Raw genomic sequence first — 21,410 nt, 5'->3', positions numbered from 1 at the left:
GCCGCCACAAAGGCAGCGTGCATAAGCCTGCTATGGTAATAAAAAAAACCATCCTGCCTGTGGCGGCGAGTTTTTGCCGCTTCCGCACAGGGCAAGAAGTTCCCGAATAAGATTGCGTCACGGGCAAATAAGCTTGGGTGCCTGTGCATCTATCTGGCAGCTGTGATACTTGGAAAATTGTGCTGAACAGTTACCTTTTTTCAAAGGCCGTTCCCGGCTTCATGCCCAGTTTACCCAGAACAATGGCAAGGGGACAGAAACCCGTAAAGGCCGCCTGCAGCAGATTGGCTCCCACAAAAACGGTAAAAAGCAGCCACCATCCGGAATGCAGCCATGAAAGAATCAGGGAAAGCAGAATCATTGTTCCGGCAAAGGCCATGACCACACGTTCAATGCTCATTTTCCACCTCCTTTGAATGTCTGTATCTGGTTCTCGGACAAGTCAGCCAAAACATACCAGTTTTTACAGGCCCTGCACAAGCTCCCAGCCCCCATCCCCCAGCATGGCCAGATCCCTTTCCACAGCCTTTCCAGGTGTGGTGAGGTAATTTCCCGTCATAAGACCCGTAGCTCCGGCAGAAAAAATAAGGGCTTCCAGGGAAGCAAAGCTCTGCTGCCTGCCCCCGCAGACAATCAATGGTGTCTCCGGCATAAAAAAACGGAAAGCGGCCAGTATCTTCAGGCAGCGCAGGGGGCTGAGTAAAGGATAACTCTCTGTTCCCGTTCCCGCAATGGGCACCAGAAAATTCATGGGGATGGCATCAACCCCAAGGTTTTTCAGGGTTTCTGCAAACTCTAAGATCTGTTCATCCCTTTCCCCCAGACCGAAAATACCACCGCAGCAGATTTCAAGGCCTGCCCTTTTTGCCGCTGCCAGGGTTTCCATACGATCTTCATAGCTGTGGGTGCTGCATATGGACGGAAAAAGGGAAGCAGCGGTTTCAAGATTGTGGTGATAACGGGTCACACCTGCGTTTTTAAGACGCTTCAGTGCAGCTTCCGGCAGAATACCCAGGGAAGCACAATAGGATATACTTTCTCGGGGAAAGGATTCATAGGCCCGGATAATGGTGTCCAGCTCAGATCCTTCCATTCCCCTGCCGCTGGTCACAATGCTGTAGCGGTCCAGCGGAAAAAGCGAGGCCATGGCAGCCTCTTCCCGCAGTTTTTCTTCTGTCCGGAGGGGATATATCTCTATATCACTGCGGGCATGAACCGACTGGGAGCAGAAGGAACAATCTTCGGAACATCTGCCGGATTTACCGTTGCAAATGGCACAAAGCCGCACTCCCCTTTTAAAAAAAAATCTGCGGATACGATCCGTACCCGCAAGAATTTCTGCCATATCAGCAATGTCCGCACCAAGCACCCACAAAAAAAAATCCTTAGTTATACTTTTACCGGAAAGAACCCTTTCCGCTTCCTTCAGAGGATCCAAAACCATACTCCTGCATAATTAAATACTGCCCTTACTTCTAAAATCTCCACTAAGAGCGCAGATGACGGCCCAGATTATCCAGCAGCCTGTCCGCCTCCTCAAGGGTTTTTACCCTGTGCACATCTCCTGCCGCCCCAACACCGGGACATTTTGCCATATCCTCAAAAAGAAATCTCATGGACTGGCCATCTTCCATCACCCGTACAATGGGATCCGCCTGCATCTGGATAAAGGCATAGGCTGTCTTACGGAAATAAAAACGGGCCCTTGAGTCCAGATCAGAAATCATTTTCCGAAGATCCACAACTACTGTAAAACCCGGACGAAGATTCTCCATAACCGATAAAATGGCATTGGAAATGAGCTTGCCGGAGTTTTTTTCCACCTTACCGAAAATCTGAATATACAATCTGTTTTTTCTCTCATCCAACCATATTTTCCATGCAGCCAGATCTTTCTTGCCGGTTCTGTGGCTAGGCGGGCTCCGCCTCAGCATACCCGCCAGATGCTGAACCCTCCTGTCTGATTCCGCAAGGGCCTCTTCCAAACGTATCACCTCACGCACCAGAAAAGGTGCAGCCCTCAAAACCAGATTGATATCTTTTAAATCCGCTACGGCTTTACTCTGGAATTTTGCCTTCAGTTCTTCAAGATCCATGGGACACGGCCCCGCCTGTTTGAGTCAGAAACTGTCTGTCTTCTCCGCCCTCCCCAGGGCATGAATACATACTCTATCATATCCCAATCAGCGGAGAATACAAGTTTCTACATGGGCAGAAAAAGCGTAAAAACACTTCCCTCCCCAGGGCGGCTGCGCACCTCCACCCTTCCACCGTGGGCATTCATAACATGCTTTACAATGGCAAGCCCCAGACCGGTACCACCAAGCTTACGGGTTCTGGCCTTGTCAACACGGTAAAAACGTTCAAAAAGCCGGGGCAGATGCTCTTCCGGAATACCCGGACCACTGTCTGCAAAGGCAATGGATATAAAATCATCCTCCTGTCCGGCATGAATATCCACCCTTGAATGATCGGAAGAATATTTCAGGGCATTATCCAGAAGATTTACGAATGCATGTTCCATAAGATGGGAATCCATTTTTACCTTAAGTCTTTCGGGACAGTCCACCACCACCTCAATACCCTTTTCCTCCATCCTTGGCATACAGAGCTGAACAGCTGCCAATAGAACTTCTTTAAGATTTTTTTCTTCCAGCAGGAGGTCCTCATTTTCCGCTTCCTGCTCAATGGCAGATAATTTAAGAAGATCATCCACAAGAAGAATCAGACGGTTCACATTTCTGTCTATAATATGCATGAAGCGCTTTGCTTCTTCGGGATCGGTGCCGCCATCCTCCCTTAAGGTTTCCACAAAACCCTTGATGGCCGTAAGGGGTGTTTTCAGCTCATGGGAAACATTGGCCACAAAATCCTTTCTCATATGCTCCAGCCTCCGCAGCTGGGTAACATCCTGAATGACAAAAAGGGTTCCCATGCGCTGATCATCCGCATCCTTCAAAGGAGAACTGTGGGCATGGACAAGCTTTTTACCGTACTGATAAAGATCCATGTCCGCTTCAACGGCACTCTCTGCAGCAAGGGCTTTATCCACAAAACGAAGAGCCTCCAGATTCCTTACAATTTCATGGACGTTTCTGCCCTGATAAAGCGCAGCATCCACATCAAACATCCGGGCTGCGGCCTGATTCATACGTAAAAGCGATCCTTCAGTATCCAGGGCAATCACCCCTTCCACCATACTGGAAAGGACGGCTTCCAGCTCGTTACGCTGGCGGACCACCATACGGATACGCTGATCCAGATCTTCTGCCATCCGGTTCATAGCTTCCGAAAGGGCAGCCATCTCCTGAATATCGGGAACAAAAAGCCTGTGGGAAAGATCCCCGGAAGCAAAACGATGGGCACCCTCACGCAAAATAATCAAAGGTGCTGAAATTTTTCTGGACAGAAACCATGAAAATCCGGCTGCAAAGATAAGAACCAGAAAACCACAGAGAAAAATCCGTTTCTGCAGGACAAGAATAGCCTCATCAATGGCTGTAAGCGGCACAGCAGCCCTTAAAACAGCCAGCAGGTGCCCTGAACTCTCCAGGGGAATGGCCACATACATCATGGGCTGACTCACCGTTTCAGAATACCTTGAAACCACGCCCGTAAGACCTGAAGCAGCTCTGGCAATCTCCACCCTGTCCCTGTGATTCTCCATTTCCATGGGATTTTCATCCGTGTCTCCCACCACAACTCCCGAAGGAAGAACCACGGTGAAACGGGTATCTGAGGCTGATCCTGTTTCTTTGCATATGCGCTGAACTTCCAAAAAATCACCCACTTTTATAAGGGAAATAATCTTTGGCTTAAGGATCAGAGTCCTTGAAACAAGCTCTTTTTGGGTATTTTCCATGAAAAACTGTTTCATGGTGCCTGCTGCATAAAGACTGACCGCCACAAGTCCCACAAGAATGATCAGAAAATAAGATGGGTAGAGCTGCCATAAAAGCGATCTTTTTTTTATCATGTCTTACTTCCTGAAACGATAGCCAACACCCCGTACCGTTTCTATTCGTTTTCCATGGACCCCCAGTTTTTTACGCAGACCTACAATCTGCACATCCACGCTGCGATCCGTCACAGGATAATCATCACCATGGATGGCATCCACAATCTGTGTCCTTGTAAACACCCAGCCCGGACGGCGGGCAAGAAAATGGAGAATCTGAAACTCAGACCAGGTCAGAGACAAAGACTCACCCTCGGCCAGCACCTCATGGCGACCCGGATGGATGAGAAGGCCCCCTGCATCCAGAGCTTTTTCCCCTTCATCGGGCTTTTCCACCCCCAGCAGCTTTCTGCGCCTCAGAACCGAACGGATTCTCGCCAGAAGAATCCTGGGGCTGAAGGGCTTGGTCACATAATCATCTGCTCCCAGCTCAAGGCCCGTCACCACATCGGCCTCTTCTCCCTTGGCCGTGAGCATGACAATGGGAAGACTGGAATCTCCAGGCTGCCTGCGTATGCGGCGGGTCACTTCAAGGCCATCCACACCGGGAAGCATAAGATCCAGCACCATCAGATCCGGAGAATGATCCCGCACCAGCCGCAGGGCTTCCTCGCCGCTACCCGCCAGCAGCACGCCATAACCCTCACGGCTCAGGTGATAACGGATGAGCTCAAGGATATCCTCCTCATCATCCACCACAAGAATATCTTCCTTTGCCATTTCAACCCTTTCATACCTTAATCTGGCTGTGGCGGACAATCTGCCCTTCAATCACATAAATCACCTCTTCGGCAATGTTTGTGGCATGGTCCGCCATGCGCTCCAGATGACGTGAAATCAGAAACATATTGATGAGATAGGCAACATCATCAGGATTTTCCCGAATCCGCTCCTTCACCCGGCCATAAACCGCCGTATTCATGGCGTCCACCTCATCATCCATGGCACGAACGGAATTGGCAAGGGAGGCATCCATATTGACAAAGGCGTCCAGACTTTTTTTAAGCATCAGCCCAACCTTGGCAGACATTTCTGAATAATCATAAAAGGGCATGGCTCTTCTGGCTGCCATGGTCATAACCCTTCTGCCTATATTGACGGCCAGATCTCCGATACGCTCCAGATCATTATTTATTTTAATCACGCAGACAAGAAAGCGCAGATCCACGGCAACTGGCTGATACAAAGCTATGATCTTAAGACACTCCTCTTCTACCTCAACTTCCATATCATCAATTTCATGATCCGCCTCCACGACAAACCTTGCCATCTCAGAATCCATGGCCGCAATGGAAGCACAGGCCGTATGCACCCGGTCTTCCACCAGGGTTCCCAGAGACAGAAGATTTTTTTTCAGACGTTCCAGTTCATGATGCAGAAATAATCCCATATTTCCCCCTCCAATATCAGCCGAAACGGCCCGTTATGTATTCTTCTGTCTGTTTGTTTTTGGGATTTGTGAAAATAGTATCGGTCTCATCCACTTCTATAATACGACCCATATAAAAAAAAGCCGTTGTATCGGACACCCGGGCCGCCTGCTGCATATTATGGGTGACGATGATGATGGAATAAAAGCGCTTTAGCTCATGGATCAGCTCCTCAATCTTCTGGGTGGCCAGAGGATCAAGGGCAGAGGCAGGTTCATCCATGAGCAGCACCTCCGGTTCCACGGCAAGGGCCCTTGCAATGCAAAGACGCTGCTGCTGACCACCACTCATGCCCAGAGCGGATTCATGCAGCCTGTCCTTCACTTCTTCCCAGAGTGCCGCCTGCCGCAGGCTTTTTTCCACCTGCCCTGCAATGATATTTTTATCCCGCACGCCGTTCACCCGAAGTCCGTAGGCCACATTCTCAAAAATCGTCTTTGGAAAAGGATTAGGCTTCTGGAATACCATGCCAATTTTCCTTCGGAGGCGAACCACGTCCACGGAAGGAGCATAAATATTATTGTCATCCAGAAGAACTTCTCCCTTTACCCGACTGATGGGAATCAGATCATTCATCCGGTTCAGACAGCGCAAAAAGGTACTTTTACCACAACCCGAAGGACCTATCAGTGCCGTTACATCCCTCTCCCGAAAGCCAAGATCAATATCGTAAAGTGCCTGAAAATTACCGTAATAAAAATTCAGCCCCTTTGCCTGCATTTTCCATTTTTTTTCCATGGCTCACCCTTTATCTCACCATACCTGTAAAAAAACTTTTTCCTTCATTCTTAACGCATTTTCTTACGCAGCTTTGAACGGTAAATAATCGCCACCAGATTCATGCCCAATACAAGGGCAATGAGCACAAGGGCCGTTCCATACTGCAGGGGTCTGGTCTGCTCTATACTGGTGCCAGCCGTTGCCAGAACATAAATATGATAGGGCAGAGCCATGACCTCATCCATGATGGAAGAAGGAATCTTCGGAGTAAAGAAAACCGCTGCGGTGAACATAATGGGAGCCGTTTCCCCGGCAGCCCGGCTGATCCCAAGAATTGCTCCTGTGAGAATTCCCGGCAGGGCAGAAGGCAGGACCACCCGCCAGATGGTCTGCCACCGGGTGGCTCCCAGCCCCAGAGAAGCTTCCCTGTAGGTATCCGGAACGGATTTCAGGGCTTCTTCCGTGGCACCAATGATCACCGGCAATGTCATGGCACCAAGGGTAAGCGCCCCCGCAGCAAGGCTTACTCCCATACCAAGGATGATACAGAAGAAAGCCAGGCCGAAAAGCCCGAAAACCACAGAAGGAACACCTGCAAGGTTACTGATGCCCAGGCGAATGATCCGCATGATTTTCCCTGAGCTGGCATATTCATTGAGATAGATGGCTGAGGCCACGCCGATGGGCAGTGCCACGGCAATGGCCCCCAGAGCAAGACCAAGGGTACCTATTATGCAGGGAAAAATGCCCCCCGCTGTCATGGAGTCCCTGGGAGGCTGGGTGAGAAACTCCCATGAAATGGCCTGCCATCCCCGGGAAAACATGAAAAAAAGAATGAGACCAAGGGCAAAGCCATTGATGAGGGCTGCGCCCCGGAAGAAACCAAACCACAGTGCCTGCATTCTGCGCCGTCCACCAAGGCCTGCACCCTTCTCAAAGATCCCTTTTATCCCGCCGTTTTCATCAGAAAGGGACTCTTCAGACAAATCTTTCATAATGAAGCCTCCCCGCTCTGCCTGTAACGCTGTGCAATCTGGTCCGCCACAAGGTTAAAGGCCATGGTAAAGAGAAAAAGCACTATGCCAATGGCAAAAAGGGCGTGATAATGTTCTCCCCTGAAGGGAGCCTCGGCCATTTCTGACGCAATACTTGCCGGCATGGGCCGCACCGGATCAAAGATGGAACCCGGCAGCATGGCTGCCCCGCCAGCCACCATGAGAACCACCATGGTTTCACCTATGGCCCGGCTCATGCCCAGAATAATGGCAGTGCTGATACCCGAAAGACCTGCCGGAACAATCACCTTGACAATGGTCTCCAGCTCTGTGGCCCCAAGGGCCAGAGATGCTTCCCTTAAGGAATCAGGAACGGAATACAGGGCATCTTCGGCGATGGAGCAAATGGTGGGAACAGACATAAAGGCCAGCATCAAAGAGGCATTGAAAAGATTCAGACCTATGGGAATACCAAAAGTTTTCTGAAGAAAAGGCCCCACCAGCACCATTCCGAAAAAACCAATTACCACACTGGGAAGAGCAGCCAGCAGCTCTACAACGGGCTTGACAATTTCAGCAACCTTTCTGGATGCAATTTCAGAAAGATACACAGCAGTCATAACCCCCAGGGGGATTGAAATCATAGCGGAAAGCAGAGTAACAAAGAGGGAGGCCACAATGAGGGGAAGTATACCGAAATCCGAAGGATCATCGGTCGGGTACCAGTAATGGCCAAGAACAAACTCCTGCACCGTGACGGTCTTAAAAATGGGCAGGCCCTCATGGAACAGAAAAAACATAATCAAAACAAGAATACCGATGGAAACCGTGGCAATACCCAAAAAAAGCCAGTGAATCGCTTTTTCCGTCCTATTGCGTAAAACTGCCATGCCAAGTTCCTTATGATGAATGTAAAAAAAGCGGTGTGCGCCTGAAAAGATCCTCCACACACCGCATCCTTCATTATTTTTATTCCCTGCAAGGATCAGTAAACGGGTATGCTGCCGGAAGCCTTAACCTCTTCCTGTCCCTTTTTGGAAAAAACAAAATTAATGAAATCCAGCGTCACACCTTCAGGCCAGCCCCTGGTGAACATGAAAAGTGGTCTTGAAATGGGATAGCGACCGCTGATGGTATTTTCCTCACTGCCCATAACCCCATCCACAGAAACCATCTTCACATCCTTGTTCACATAACCCAGAGCAATGTAACCAATGGCACCGGGTGTTGTGGTAACGGCCTGAACCAGCCCTCCATTGGAAGGAACCGTCAGGGCACTGGGCACCACGCGCTGCTTGTTCATCACAAGATCTCCCCAGGATTCAAAGGTTCCTGATGAAGAGTCCCTGGAAATAACCACCACGCGCATATCCCTGCCACCAACTTCTTTCCAGTTGCGGATTTTACCCGTGTACATATCCCTCAGCTGATCCAGAGAAAGATCTTTAACGGGATTGTCCGGGTGAACCACGGGCACGATACAATCAAGACCAATGCGGAAGGGAACCGGATAGGTATCCTTTTCCACTGCCATCCTGACTTCACTGTTTCTGATAAAACGCGAGGAATTGCCAACGTGGGTGGTACCATCAACAATAGCTTTGATACCATTACCGGAACCACCGCCTGCAACGGAAACCGTCACATCGGGGCGGACCTTCATAAAGGCTTCGGCAAGCTTCTGGGCTGCGGGCAATACGGTAGTGGAACCGTTAATGGAAAGCCTTTCAGCAAAGGCTGCACCACTTCCCAAGCAAAGGAAGGCAAGGGCAGTAAAAAAAAGACCGGCTTTTCTCAGCATCTTATCTTCTCCTTATTCATTTGTTGTAACTAAAACCCCGGAATGGGTGTCAGAACATCATCGAGAAGAAAGATAGGGGAGGATTGTTCAGAAAAGATTAGGGGAAAATGCAGCTTTTGTGAGACCAAACAAAAATCATACAAAAAAGGGCAGCCAGAAGGCCACCCCTTTTTCATTCTTCGATAACAAACGTCCTTAGGCTACTTCCGAGATTAAATATACCCGAAAACAAAACCCTCACCCCGGGCCTTTCCCAGAGGAAGGAGGAGTCAAAAGGTTTCTCCATTCCAGGAACTAGCCTTAACGATCAGATACCGGCTACCGCCTTCAGGGCTTCCACCTTATCGATTTCCTCCCAGGTGAAGCCGGGCCGCTCATTCCGGCCAAAGTGACCATAGGCTGAGGTCTGGCGGTAAATGGGCTGAAGCAGATTCAGCTGACGCACAATGGCAGCAGGACGCAGATTAAATACGGCGCGTACAATCTCTGCCAGACGCATATCAGACACCTTGCCCGTTCCGTAGGAGTTCACCAGAACGGAAACCGGATCCGCCACACCGATGGCATAGGCCACCTGAATCTCGCACTTATCCGCAAGACCCGCAGCCACAATATTTTTAGCTATATAACGCCCCATGTAGGAAGCACTTCGATCCACCTTGGAAGGATCCTTGCCGGAAAAGCACCCTCCCCCATGGCTTCCCTGTCCACCATAGGTATCCACAATGATCTTCCGGCCCGTAAGACCGCAGTCTCCCATGGGTCCACCAATCACAAACTTACCCGTGGGATTAATATAATACTTGGTTTTTTCATCCAGCATATGGGCCGGAATCACGGAACGGATCACCTCTTCCATCACCGCTTCCTTCAGTACCGCATAGGGCACATCAGGCGCATGCTGGGTGGAAAGCACCACCGCATCCACACGCAAAGGCCTGCATCCCTCATACTCCACAGTAACCTGGGCTTTACCATCAGGACGAAGAAAATCTATGGTGCTTTCCTTGCGTACGGCAGCCAGCCTGCGGGTCAGCTGATGGGCCATCATGATGGGAGCAGGCATCAGCTCAGGTGTATCATTGCAGGCAAAACCGAACATAAGGCCCTGATCCCCGGCACCCTGCTCGTCTTCACTTTCCCGGTCCACGCCCTGGGCAATGTCCGGAGACTGCTGATCAATACTGGTCATGACGGCACAGGTCTGCCAGTCAAAGCCCATATCCGAGGAATTGTAGCCGATCTCCCGGATGGTATTGCGAACGATCTGGGGCATATCCACATAGCAGGATGTGGTAATTTCCCCGGCAATGATGGCCATTCCCGTTGTGACAAGGGTTTCACAGGCCACACGGCAGCGGGTGTCCTGGGCCATAATGGCATCAAGAATGGCATCGGAGATGGCATCAGCCACCTTGTCAGGATGACCTTCGGTCACGGACTCCGATGTAAACAGCATACGTTCCTTACTCATAGTCCAACTCCTTTATATACGGCCCTAAGGACCGGATGAAAAAAACAAATTTTTACGCAGCCTTCAAAGTTTTCAGTACTTTTTACCCGTAATTATTCAGTGCATTTTAACCTGAAAGATTGTGTTTAATTTCAAGGTTTTGATTCTAGCAAAAGACAGTCGGGCTGTTTGTGAGTGACATTGTAATCGTTTCGGATCAGAGCTTCGCAGGCCTGTGCGAAAGAAGCGGCAAACTGTCTGAGCCGCCACAAAGGCAGCGTGCTTAAGCCTGCCATGGTAATCAAAAAACTTATCCTGCCTGTGGCGGGGAGTTTTTGCCGCTTCCGCACAGAACAAGAAGCTCCCGAATAAGATTGCGTCACGAACAAATAGTCCGGTTGTCTATTCACCTGATTAAAGGTATTCGATTTGCTAAAGAAAAATTGTGCTGAACAGTTACTTTTATCCCATGGATTTACAAAATTACAATTTCAGTCATTTGATACCTGGATTTGGTAATTTGCAGGTGATATTGGCATAAGGCACACGGGCTATTTGTATGCGAAAGAAGCCGCAGACTGTCTAAAGTCGGCACATAAGGCAGCGTACCTGAAGCGGCTATGGCAATCCATAAGTTAAGCCTGTCTGTGCCGATAAGTTTTTACCGCTTCAGCACAGGGCAAGAAGCTCCCGAATAAGATTGCGTCACAAACAAATAGCCTTTGTGCCTGTGCACCTTATGCAAGCCCCACCCGTAAGACCTGATTATCAATCAGCCGGGTACTGCCCACCTTCACGGCAAGGGCCATGAGGGTGGGTCCGTCAATGAGGTCAACGGCCTCAAGGGTTTGGGGATCACAGAAGGCAATATAATCTATTTCCGTATGGGGCCGGGAAAAAATGGTCTTTTCCGCTGATGCCTTCAGCACGGCTACATCCCTTTCTCCTTTTTCCACCTCAGCCGCCGTATTCTTCAAAGCCTCGGAAAGACAGAGGGCCGACGCCCGTTCTTCGGAAGAAAGGTAGGCATTTCTTGAACTCATGGCCAGCCCGTCGGACTCACGGACAATGGGCCCACCCATGATGCGTACGGGAAAATTCAGATCCTCTGTCAGCCTACGGATTACAGCCAGCTGCTGAAAATCCTTTTCCCCGAAAACCGCAATATCCGGAAGAACAATATTGAAAAGCTTGCTCACCACCGTTGCAACCCCTCGGAAATGAACAGGCCGGGACAGGCCACAAAGATGATTGGGAAGTTTTTCAAGACTCACATAACTCTGGTATTCCTGTCCATAAACATCGGAAGGCTCCGGTGTAAATACAGCGGCCACGCCCCGCTCCCTGCAAAGGGCCAGATCCCTCTCAAGATTTCTGGGATAGGCCTCCAGATCTTCCGTCGGACCGAACTGGGTGGGATTTACAAAGATACTCACCACCACAAGGTCGGCATGGGCAGCGGCAATGTCCATCAGGGACAGATGCCCCTCATGCAGAAAACCCATGGTGGGTACAAGGCCGATACGAAGGCCCTGCCTTTTCCAGTTCAACGACTGTGCCTGCATGCCTGTTGGGGTCGTATAAGTTTCCAAGGTTTTCTCCTGAATTGCTAAAGATTAATACATCAAGATTTATTGATTAAGACAGAAAGCATCAAAAGTCAACGGCCAAAGGATGGTGGGTACATCCTTAATATATTGCAGCCAAAGGATTTTTTTGATATCTGTCGGGATTGTATTTTCTATACAAACTAAACAGACCGTCAAACATAAAAAACAGTTTTGTTCAACCCTTATACAGCCGGGTTACCCGGATTGCAAAAAGGAAGAAAATGGAAGTCAAAACCTCAAAACAAAACCTTCCCCTACCCCTGGATACGGACATTGTCGGTGCCAGCATCCTTGCCACCCAGAGGGAGTCCGGAGAAATCCCCTGGTGCGGGGGAGACAAAACAGATCCCTGGGACATGGTGGAATCCATCATGGGGCTCTCCATTGCAGGCCACCATGCTGCAGCACGCAAAGGCTTTGCATGGCTTAAGGATCAGCAGCTGGAAAACGGTGCCTGGTACGCCTCCTATAAAAACGGTCTTCCCGATGACCGCACCCAGGACACCAACATGACTGCCTACATTGCCACAGGCCTTTTCCACGACTGGCTGATCACAAAGGACAGGGCTTTTCTGGAAGAATACTGGCCCGTGCTGGAAAAGGCCATGGCTTTCATTCTGGATATGCAGTCTCCGGACGGAGAAATCTGGTGGGCCAGAAGCCCGGAAGGCAAACTTGATCCCATGTGCCTTCTCACGGGCTCAAGCTCCATCTTCATGAGTCTCAAATGTGCCTGCGCCATTGCATTCATCCTTGAAAAGCCCTCAGAAGCATGGCAGAAAGCCCTTACAAAGCTGGGCCATGCCATCCGCCACCGCCGCCATGTCTTCAACGTATCCAAGTCCCGCTACTCCATGGACTGGTTCTACCCCGTTCTCTGCGGTGCCCTTTCCGGGCCGGAAGCCCAGAAGCGCATTGATAAATACTGGAAAAAATTTATTGTGGAAGACATGGGTGTGCGCTGTGTTTCAGACAACCCCTGGGTAACCATGGCAGAAACCTCGGAGCTGGTTCTGGCCCTGGCCGCCATGGGCAATACCGGACAGGCCCGCATTGTTTTCAACTGGATTCTGGATCGCAGATACGAAGACGGCTCTTTCTGGTGCGGCTTCACCTTCCCGGACATGGTCATCTGGCCCGAAGACAGGCTGACCTGGACCAATGCGGTGGTACTCATGGCTGCAGATGCCCTTTACGGTATTACTCCGGCAGCGGGCCTTTTTGACCATGCTTTCTGGGCAGACAATCCCTATGGCGTCATTACGGACGCTTTTTAAATAAAGAGGTTTTCCTTTGCGTAAAGATCATCGCCCCTACTTCATAAAAAAAGCATATAACCGGTTTCAGAAGTTTTACTTAAAAAAATTTCTGAAACCGGAATTTGAAAGCTTAGGCCATGGCATCCATGCCATCAAACCCTGGTATATGGAAGTTTTCGGAGGCCCTGTCCGGGTCGGCAGTTTCACCACCATCATAGCCAGCCCTGATTCCAGGGTAAGACTCTGTGTCTGGAGCGACAAAAAAGACATCCATGGCATTGAGATCGGTGACTACTGCCTCATCTGTCCCGGCACCCGCATCAGTGCTGCAGAAAAAATAATCATCGGCTCCAACACCATGATGGCCAACGGAGTTTACATCACTGATTCTGACTGGCACGACCTCTATGACAGATCCATGCCCATCGGCATCACAAAACCAGTGATCATAGGCGACAATGTCTGGCTGGGGGACAGTGCCATCATCGGCAAGGGTGTGACCATAGGCAATAACAGTATCATCGGTGCCGGCAGTGTGGTGGTCAAGGATATTCCAGAAAACTGCATTGCCGCTGGCAACCCTGCAATGGTTGTACGGCAGCTGGACCCTGAAAGGAAAATCGTAACCCGGGGAGACTGGCTTTCGGACCCAAAGGAAGTAGGCCGACAGTTTGACCTCCTGGACAGGGATCTTTTGCGGGGAAATACGGTCTTCGGCTGGCTGCGGTCCCTGGTGGCTCCCCGTCATCAGGACTAAAAAAAGATGCTGGTCAATACCGAAACACAGGGGCGCAGGGCTATGGGTTTTTCACCTTTTCTACAAACTCAGATTCAAAAAAAAACAAGGCACCATGCCCTGCATTGCCTTAAGGCTCTGCTTTTATTTCTCCTGCTCCAGCCCCTTATATTCATCCAGACGGCGGATGCAGGGGAAGCATCCATAACAAGCCTTATTCTGGCCCAGAACGATTTGTCCATTGAAATTCACCTGCGCACGGAAGGAGCCTTCACACCCAAAATAGAAGCCGCCGTGCAAAGCGGTGTTCCTGTGACCTTCTCTTTTTTCCTTGTTCTGGAAAGCCCCCGCCGTTTCTGGCGTTTTGCTGAAATTGCCAATATCACGGTCACCCATACCATCCGCTACAATGCCATACGGGAAAGTTATACCGTTACCCGCTCCTGGGAAGGCTTCGCCCCCCATGAAACAAGAGATTTTGAAGAAGCCAAACGAAAGATGGGCTCACTGTCCAACCTTGTCATTGCCCAGGTCGATGAACTGGAAAGAAAACAGCAATACAGGCTGCGGGCCAAAGCCAAACTCAGCGAATTTACCCTGCCCCTTTATCTGCATCACATCCTTTTTTTTCTTTCATTCTGGGACTTTGAAACAGACTGGTACAGCATTGATTTTATCTTCTAACTTCCCGGAGGCCCCATGCCCCATAACCACACCCCCAGCGAGGAGAGAAAACGCCGTAAACGGGAACTTATTATTATTGTATCTCTTCTGCCCCTGGTGGCACTCCTTACCTTTGCAGAAACCCGCTTTCTGAATTTCGGCGCAGACTTTCCCCTGTCCCACACCCTGCTGATGTTTGCCATCATCAACATCAATCTTCTTCTTCTGCTGCTTCTCATCTTTCTGGTTTTCCGAAATCTGGTCAAACTCTACTATGACAGAAAACATGGACAGCCCGGTGCAAAGCTGCGTACCCGGCTGCTAATTGCCTTTGTTACACTTACCCTGCTGCCCACCACGGTACTTTTCATCTTTTCCATCAACTTCATTTCCACCAGCATAGCCTTCTGGTTCAACATACCCGTTGAACAGGCCCTGGACAACTCCATTTCGGTGGGAAGACACATCTACACACAAGCAAATGAAAACAATAAGTTTTTTATAATAAAAACCTCCGATGAAATTCACAGAAAAAAACTGATGCATACTTCTGCGTCAAAACGCCTTCAGGCCCATGCCGCAGGCTGGCTGGCAGACCTTCCCGTGGATACGCTGGACATCCATGATCCAAAAGGGAAAATACTTTTTTCCGGCAAATCAGACAATATGGATGCCAGCCTCACTCCCCTTTCTCCCGAAGAAATATTCAAACTGAGTCTGAACGATACACCCACAAAAAATATCACCGAAACCTTTCTTTCCGGTGAACTCATCCGCACCATTGCCGCCATTCCCTACGGGGCAGAAAGCGAGGCCGTTGAAGGCTATCTGGTAATGGGCAGCCGCATTCCCGCAGCCCTTATCCGTAATCTTGAAGCCATTTCCCAGGGCAGCAGTGAATATCAGCAGGTGAAACTGCTCCGGCAGCCGGTACAACAGGTATATTATCTGGCCCTCACCATCGTGGCTCTGCTGGTGCTTTTCTGCGCCATATGGTTTGCCTTCTATCTGGCCCGCACCATTACCACACCCCTTATGGAGCTGGCCGATGCCACCCGTCGCATCGGCGAGGGAGATTTACAGTTTCAGATTGCCCCCGCAGGCGATGATGAAATAGGAACCCTTGTGAATGCCTTCAACCGCATGACCAGGGATCTGCAGATGGGACAGGAGCAGCTGGCCCTTTCCGCACGAATGCTGCGCCAGCAGAATACAGAAATTGAAGAACGCAGGCGCTACATTGAAACCATCTTAAAAAATGTTTCTGCCGGGGTGATCTCCTTCAATTCATCGGGCATTGTCACCACCATCAATCCTTCAGCGGAAAAAATGCTGGGCCTTTCCGCAGAAAGCCTGCTCAAACGCCCCTACAGAAAAGCAATTCCCGAATCCTACCACAAGCTGGCCGATATCTACTCAAAAAAAATACAGGACAGCCACAGCGACCTGGAAATACCCATCTCCCTTACCGTAGGCGGCCAGCCAAGGAATTTTCACATGCACTTTTCTGCACTCATGGATGATACAGGCAGACGCATGGGAACGGTCATGGTCTTTGATGACGTAACAGAACTGGAAAAGGCCCAGCGCATGGCCGCATGGCGGGAGGTTGCAAGGCGCATTGCCCATGAGGTAAAAAACCCCCTCACCCCCCTTTCCCTTTCTGCCCAGCGCCTGCGCCGCAAATACAAAAACATGCTGAAAGATCCGATTTTTAACGAATGTACCCGCACCATCATGGATCATGTGGATGTCATCCGCAATCTTGTAAATGAATTTGCAGAGTATGCCCGTTTCCCGGCAGCAAGGCTCAGGCCCGGAGATCTTAAGCCCCTTGTTTCGGACACTGTGGCTGCCTTCCGTGAAGCCCACCCCGGCATTCACTTTTCCTTTCACGCAGAAAAAAAACTTCCCCGTATCCCCATGGATGCCCAACAGACCCATCAGCTCCTCCTCAACCTTCTGGGCAATGCCGCAGGTGCCCTGGAAGAAAAAGGTGAAATTCAGGTTGCCCTTTTCAAACCATCGGGTAAAAACATCCTGCGCCTTGAAATCCGGGACAATGGACCGGGAATCTCACCGGAGGAAAAGGGACGGCTTTTTGAACCCTACTATTCCACCAAAAGCAGCGGCACCGGCCTGGGACTGGCCATTGTCAACTCCATTGTCATAGAGCACAAGGCTACCATTGAGGTTCTTGATAACAGCCCTTCGGGTGCATGTTTCCGTATCGACTACCCCCTCTGCGAGGAAAAGTAAGCACCCTCTGCCTGCCACCCTCCGGCCAGCAAGGCAGACAGGAGCTATGACTTATAAGGAGAAAATCCATGTTTCCCACACTCCTCATTGTGGATGATGAACCCGGCATCCTGAAAACCCTGGGCGACCTTCTGCAGGATGAAGGTTTTGAGATAAAAACCGCAGCCAACGGATATGAAGCCTTAAAACGCATTGAAGAAGATATACCGGATCTGGTGCTGCTGGATATCTGGATGCCTGGTATGGACGGCATTGACACCTTAAAGGAAATCAGAAAAACAGAACCCCACCTGCCCGTGGTGATGATCACAGGCCACGGCACCATAGATACCGCTGTCACAGCAACAAAAACAGGGGCCTTTGATTTTATAGAAAAACCACTGTCCATAGACAAGGTGCTAATCACCATTCACAATGCCCTGAATTTCCAGAAACTGGAGGAAGAAAACCGCTACCTCAAGAAAAAAAATCTGGACCGCCACGCCATCACCGGTAATTCTGCACCTGTGCAGCAGCTGCGACTTCAGGTTTTCCAGGCAGCAGGGAGCCTTATGCCGGCCCTGATTCTGGGAGAAAACGGTACGGGCAAAGAACTGGTTGCCCGCAGCCTTCACCAGCTCAGCCAGCGTTCCGAGGAAGCCCTCATCTGTGTGAACTGTGCGGCCTTTTCTCCGGAACATATTGAACATGAGCTCTTTGGCATGGAAAAGGGCGGTACAGACACTACCCTTGCCCGCCACAAGGGCAGCATAGAAATGGCCCACCAGGGCAGTCTTTTTCTGGATCAGGTGGCAGATCTTCCCATGTCCGCCCAGGGACACCTTCTGCGCTTTCTGGAGGATGGGCGCTTTCACAGGGCCGGGGGCAGTCGGGAGATACAGGTGGATGTACGGATCATAGCCGCCACCAACAGAAATCTGGAGCAGGAAATCCGTCTGGGTAACTTCCGGGAAGATCTTTATTACAGGCTGGCCGTGCTTCCCATTACTGTTCCACCCTTAAGGGAAAGAAAGGAAGACATCGCTCCACTGGCAAGCCTTTTTCTTGAAGAAGCATCGCTCAGGGGAAAGATACCTGTAAAAACACTGAGCACCGAAGCCCTTGCCCTCCTATGCACCCATGACTGGCCGGGAAACGTACGGGAACTGAAAAACATCATGGAAAGGATCGCCATCTCCGTACAGGAAACAGACATTTCGAAAGAAATCCTTGAGGAACTGGGCTTTGGCCTGCCTGCACTGCCCGATCCCATGGCAGCAAGGGATTACCGGAGTGCCATGGATCTTTTCAGTGTCATGTATCTGCGCAGACAGCTTGCCATACACAACCACAGTATTTCGGAAGCATCAGAGGCCTGCGGTCTGGACCCGGAAACCTTTCAAAAACTCATGGAAGCTCTGGCAGGATGAGGATTATTGCGGGCAGTCTCAAAAGGCGCAGCATCAAGGCCCCCTCCGGCACCGATACCCGCCCCACCAGCGACCGCCTCCGGGAAAGCCTTTTCTCCATACTGGGATCAGACCGTGTGCAAGGGGCAAGGGTACTGGATCTTTTTGCAGGAACCGGTGCCCTTGGCATGGAAGCCCTCAGCCGTGGTGCCCTGTCTGCGGTCTTTGTGGAGCAGCACCCCCAGGCCCTGAAGGTACTGTATTACAACATTGAAAACTTAGGCCTTGAAGACAGAAGCCGTATCATTAAGTGGAATATCAGAAAAGACCTCAGGTGCCTGCGCAATGAAGCCCCCTTTGACCTTATTTTCATGGATCCTCCCTATGGCAGGGGCCTTACGGCCATTACCCTTGAACACCTGAAAAAAAGCGGACTTCTGACATCCGCATCCTGTATCATCTGTGAGCACACGGCAGAAGATCCCCTGCCCCCGGAAAAGGAAGGGTTTATAAGGGAAGACCTTCGTGTCTACGGAAAAACCCTTCTGGCAAGGCTCTCCTTTCTGTCAGACAAAGAAGAGAGCCATTGATTTTTTCTATATCTTAACATAAAGAAACTTCCGGATAGATTAGCAAGCTGCTCTACAACAAGGCGTCGCTGTGCGCTGCTATCGTGTACAGATGTAACCCAGCCGCCGCAATCATACTTATAGCCATATCTTCCAACTGGACTGTCGGAAATCAAGGCTATGATATAAAACAAAAAAACCAGGTGAACTCCCATGGAACCAACAGAAAAAATTGCCATTTATCCCGGCTCCTTCGACCCTTTGACCAACGGCCACACTGACATAATAGAACGGGCACTGGGCATTTTTGACAAAGTGATCGTCGCCATCCTCCACAACCCGAAAAAAACAGGTCTTTTTACGGTGGAAGAGCGCAAGGAACTTATCCGGGAGAGCCTTTCAGAATACAAAGACCGCATTGAAGTGGACAGCTTTGGTGGCCTGCTGGTGGATTATGCAGAACAAAAGGGGGCCGGAGCCATTGTCAGGGGCATGCGGGCCATGGGAGATTTTGAAAGTGAATTTCAGATGGCCATGATGAACCGCCGCCTGAACAGGGATGTACAGACTGTCTTTCTCATCACAGGGCTGCGCTGGATTTTCACCAGCTCTTCCGTAATCAAGGAAGCGGCCAGCTTCGGTGCGGATATCTCCGGCATGGTCAGCCCTGTGGTGCATCAGCGGCTTAAAGAAAAACTGGGCAAGGGATAATCCAATGGATTTATGGCAGTTAAACATTTTCTGCAAGGTAGTGGAGCGCAAAAGCTTTTCCAGGGCAGGTCAGGCCGTGCACCTTTCTCAGCCCACCATCAGCAGTCATATCCGGGATCTGGAAAGCCATTTCGGATGCCGACTCATTGACAGACTGGGTAAAGAAGCCGTTCCCACCAAGGCAGGCCGCCTTCTGTATCAGCATGCCCGCCGCATGCTGCAGCTGCGGGATGAAACGGAAACTGCCATGGCGGAATTTCAGGGATCAATCAAAGGACGTTTTGTGGTGGGAGGCAGCACCATTCCGGGTGCATATATTCTTCCAAGGCTGGTAGGCGGATTTGCCGAACGCCATCCCGATGTCACCCTTTCCCTTGTCATCGGCGACAGCGAACAGATCCTTGCGGAAACCCTGGAAGGCACTCTGGAATTGGGAATTATCGGTGCCCTTGCCAAAGACCGCAGGGCGGAACAGGTCTGTATACTGGAAGATGTCATGGGACTGATGGTTCCTGCCTCTAATCCCCTGGCCGACCGCAAAAGCATTGATCTTGAAACTCTGTCCAAAACACCTTTTATTCTCAGGGAAAAGGGCTCAGGCACCCGTCAGGCCATCAGCAGCCACTTAAGAACCCTTGGCATCGCCATAGAAGACCTCTCTGTGGTGGCGGAAATGGGAAACACCCAGGCTGTGATACAGGGGATAAAAAGCGGACTAGGCGTTTCCATTCTATCTCCCATAGCCGTGGAAGAAGAGCTTGCTTCGGGCCGCATCCGCTGCATTCCCGTGGAAGGCCTGCACCTTTCCAGAAACTTCTACCTCACCCGGCACAAGGACAGAACACCTTCTCCCCTGTGCACGGCTTTTATCCGCTACATGCAGGAAGTGTACAAACTGCCGGAGGACTTAATTTAAAAATTCCGATTACCACGATTCCTCCACGCCCCTTTTTTAGGGTAAAATGGAAAAAGCAGGCCTTTAGCCTGCCTTTGGTCTTCGCCCAGTCTGACTTGACAACGCTTATTTTTCTCTCAGGGCATGCCTTACCCTTGCACCAAACTCTGCCAAAAAAGGTGCCATAATACCCGACATGAATGCAAGCATTCCAACAACTGCTATCATAAGGGCTTTTTTACTTTCCTCAGGCTGCACTTGGGCAAGCTGAAGAATCTCTCCAGAATTAAGGGTAGCAAGATCATTTTTTGCCTGCGCAATCTGATCCATATATTGTATAGAAAATTCCACTACATTAAGATTGGCTGATTCGCTTAAAAGCTCCAGCGCCTTTTCTGCAGATTCAATCTTTCGGCTTAAAATTTCTACTTTTTTCCCATGAACTAAACCTTCTTCTTTAACTATCATACTAAAAAACATTTTATGAATAGTTCGTATACTTTCAATTTTTACATTATCTTTCACTGAGGACCTGGATTTAGCAATTATCATACCTGAATTATCTGCGACTTCTATATCAAACGGAAATGACAGGGCCTTTACATTTTTCTGAGCCAAAAAATCATTAACAACAAGCCCCTTATAATAAACCTCTGCTTTTTCCCCCGTTGACTTAAGAGAAATCAGCGGATTTCCCGGTGAAGATTCAGCCACTCTATAGATTGAAAGATACTCATGAGAGTTGTTATTATACAAAAAAATCAAGCTGAAGCCTGTCGCCAAAACCGCCATAAAAACAATTGCGAACCATGGCCACCTTTTAACAAGAACTTTTGCAATATCCACAAGGGATATTTCATCTTCTTCCAACGCTCCGAAATATCCATCTTGGATTTTTATGGAATGTTTATTCATGAATAATACAGAACCCTTACATTAAAAAAATAGTGAAAATACATTCTA

Annotated in this window: 21 protein-coding genes; 8 read left to right on the top strand and 13 right to left on the bottom strand. The window is 49.9% G+C overall.

Features of this window, described 5'->3' with window-relative positions; genetic code table 11:
* Nucleotides 1–190: 190 nt before the first annotated feature.
* The 12 genes from FIM25_RS01050 to panC form a co-directional block, all read right to left on the bottom strand.
* Complete coding sequence (locus FIM25_RS01050) at nucleotides 191–400, bottom strand: YgaP family membrane protein (RefSeq protein ID WP_139445273.1); 210 nt, start codon at nucleotides 398–400, stop codon at nucleotides 191–193.
* A 63-nt stretch (nucleotides 401–463) separates the two neighbouring features.
* Nucleotides 464–1,438, bottom strand: a complete 975-nt coding sequence (bioB, locus tag FIM25_RS01045) for a biotin synthase BioB (RefSeq protein WP_139445271.1) — start codon at nucleotides 1,436–1,438, stop codon at nucleotides 464–466.
* Nucleotides 1,439–1,487: 49 nt separating this feature from the next.
* Nucleotides 1,488–2,096, bottom strand: coding sequence for a hypothetical protein (locus FIM25_RS01040; RefSeq protein ID WP_139445269.1), 609 nt, complete (start codon nucleotides 2,094–2,096; stop codon nucleotides 1,488–1,490).
* Nucleotides 2,097–2,203: 107 nt separating this feature from the next.
* Nucleotides 2,204–3,976, bottom strand: coding sequence for a sensor histidine kinase (locus FIM25_RS01035; RefSeq protein ID WP_139445267.1), 1,773 nt, complete (start codon nucleotides 3,974–3,976; stop codon nucleotides 2,204–2,206).
* 3 nt (nucleotides 3,977–3,979) lie between these two features.
* Nucleotides 3,980–4,678, bottom strand: coding sequence for a response regulator (locus FIM25_RS01030; protein ID WP_139445699.1), 699 nt, complete (start codon nucleotides 4,676–4,678; stop codon nucleotides 3,980–3,982).
* Between the two features lie 10 nt (nucleotides 4,679–4,688).
* Nucleotides 4,689–5,348, bottom strand: coding sequence for a phosphate signaling complex protein PhoU (phoU, locus tag FIM25_RS01025; protein ID WP_139445265.1), 660 nt, complete (start codon nucleotides 5,346–5,348; stop codon nucleotides 4,689–4,691).
* Between the two features lie 16 nt (nucleotides 5,349–5,364).
* Nucleotides 5,365–6,126, bottom strand: a complete 762-nt coding sequence (gene pstB, locus FIM25_RS01020) for a phosphate ABC transporter ATP-binding protein PstB (RefSeq protein ID WP_139445263.1) — start codon at nucleotides 6,124–6,126, stop codon at nucleotides 5,365–5,367.
* Between the two features lie 50 nt (nucleotides 6,127–6,176).
* Nucleotides 6,177–7,103 (bottom strand): phosphate ABC transporter permease PstA, encoded by a 927-nt coding sequence (gene pstA, locus FIM25_RS01015; protein WP_139445261.1) that lies wholly within the window; start codon nucleotides 7,101–7,103, stop codon nucleotides 6,177–6,179.
* The gene (gene pstC / locus FIM25_RS01010) at nucleotides 7,100–7,993 is read right to left on the bottom strand and encodes a phosphate ABC transporter permease subunit PstC (RefSeq protein ID WP_139445259.1); all 894 of its coding nucleotides are present in this window, start codon (nucleotides 7,991–7,993) and stop codon (nucleotides 7,100–7,102) included. Before pstC ends, pstA begins: the two co-directional genes overlap by 4 nt.
* Before the next feature lie 95 nt (nucleotides 7,994–8,088).
* Entirely contained in the window at nucleotides 8,089–8,904 is an 816-nt protein-coding gene (locus FIM25_RS01005; RefSeq protein WP_139445257.1) for a phosphate ABC transporter substrate-binding protein, read from the bottom strand.
* Nucleotides 8,905–9,211: 307 nt separating this feature from the next.
* Nucleotides 9,212–10,378, bottom strand: a complete 1,167-nt coding sequence (gene metK, locus FIM25_RS01000) for a methionine adenosyltransferase (RefSeq protein WP_139445255.1) — start codon at nucleotides 10,376–10,378, stop codon at nucleotides 9,212–9,214.
* A 716-nt stretch (nucleotides 10,379–11,094) separates the two neighbouring features.
* A complete protein-coding gene (panC, locus tag FIM25_RS00995) occupies nucleotides 11,095–11,949 on the bottom strand; it encodes a pantoate--beta-alanine ligase (RefSeq protein ID WP_281279274.1) in 855 nt (284 codons plus the stop codon).
* Between the two features lie 239 nt (nucleotides 11,950–12,188).
* Here panC and FIM25_RS00990 point away from each other — a divergent pair, with 239 nt between their 5' ends.
* The 8 genes from FIM25_RS00990 (at nucleotide 12,189) to FIM25_RS00955 (ending at nucleotide 20,468) form a co-directional block, all read left to right on the top strand.
* Complete coding sequence (locus FIM25_RS00990) at nucleotides 12,189–13,244, top strand: glucosidase family protein (protein WP_139445253.1); 1,056 nt, start codon at nucleotides 12,189–12,191, stop codon at nucleotides 13,242–13,244.
* Nucleotides 13,245–13,260: 16 nt separating this feature from the next.
* Nucleotides 13,261–13,983 (top strand): acyltransferase, encoded by a 723-nt coding sequence (locus FIM25_RS00985; protein ID WP_139445251.1) that lies wholly within the window; start codon nucleotides 13,261–13,263, stop codon nucleotides 13,981–13,983.
* Between the two features lie 6 nt (nucleotides 13,984–13,989).
* Complete coding sequence (locus FIM25_RS00980; RefSeq protein WP_139445250.1) at nucleotides 13,990–14,646, top strand: DUF4390 domain-containing protein; 657 nt, start codon at nucleotides 13,990–13,992, stop codon at nucleotides 14,644–14,646.
* A gap of 15 nt (nucleotides 14,647–14,661) precedes the next feature.
* Nucleotides 14,662–16,884, top strand: coding sequence for a sensor histidine kinase (locus FIM25_RS00975; RefSeq protein WP_139445248.1), 2,223 nt, complete (start codon nucleotides 14,662–14,664; stop codon nucleotides 16,882–16,884).
* 68 nt (nucleotides 16,885–16,952) lie between these two features.
* Nucleotides 16,953–18,293 carry a sigma-54-dependent transcriptional regulator gene (locus tag FIM25_RS00970; RefSeq protein WP_139445246.1) on the top strand — a complete coding sequence of 447 codons (1,341 nt, stop codon included), beginning with the start codon at nucleotides 16,953–16,955 and terminating at the stop codon, nucleotides 18,291–18,293.
* Nucleotides 18,290–18,862: a 16S rRNA (guanine(966)-N(2))-methyltransferase RsmD gene (rsmD, locus tag FIM25_RS00965; RefSeq protein WP_139445244.1), complete on the top strand. Its 573-nt coding sequence runs from the start codon at nucleotides 18,290–18,292 to the stop codon at nucleotides 18,860–18,862. Before FIM25_RS00970 ends, rsmD begins: the two co-directional genes overlap by 4 nt.
* Nucleotides 18,863–19,054: 192 nt before the next feature.
* The gene (gene coaD, locus FIM25_RS00960; protein WP_139445242.1) at nucleotides 19,055–19,552 is read left to right on the top strand and encodes a pantetheine-phosphate adenylyltransferase; all 498 of its coding nucleotides are present in this window, start codon (nucleotides 19,055–19,057) and stop codon (nucleotides 19,550–19,552) included.
* A gap of 4 nt (nucleotides 19,553–19,556) precedes the next feature.
* Nucleotides 19,557–20,468 carry a selenium metabolism-associated LysR family transcriptional regulator gene (locus tag FIM25_RS00955; protein ID WP_139445240.1) on the top strand — a complete coding sequence of 304 codons (912 nt, stop codon included), beginning with the start codon at nucleotides 19,557–19,559 and terminating at the stop codon, nucleotides 20,466–20,468.
* 105 nt (nucleotides 20,469–20,573) lie between these two features.
* Here the strand turns inward: FIM25_RS00955 and FIM25_RS00950 are convergent, their stop codons facing one another.
* Nucleotides 20,574–21,362, bottom strand: coding sequence for a hypothetical protein (locus tag FIM25_RS00950; RefSeq protein ID WP_139445238.1), 789 nt, complete (start codon nucleotides 21,360–21,362; stop codon nucleotides 20,574–20,576).
* Between the last annotated feature and the right edge of the window lie 48 nt (nucleotides 21,363–21,410).

It is taken from the genome of Desulfobotulus mexicanus, assembly GCF_006175995.1.
In the GTDB taxonomy this organism is placed as follows: domain Bacteria; phylum Desulfobacterota; class Desulfobacteria; order Desulfobacterales; family ASO4-4; genus Desulfobotulus; species Desulfobotulus mexicanus.
The sequence above is the reverse complement of the archived record's forward strand: the minus strand, read 5'-3'. Positions and strand labels throughout refer to the sequence as shown.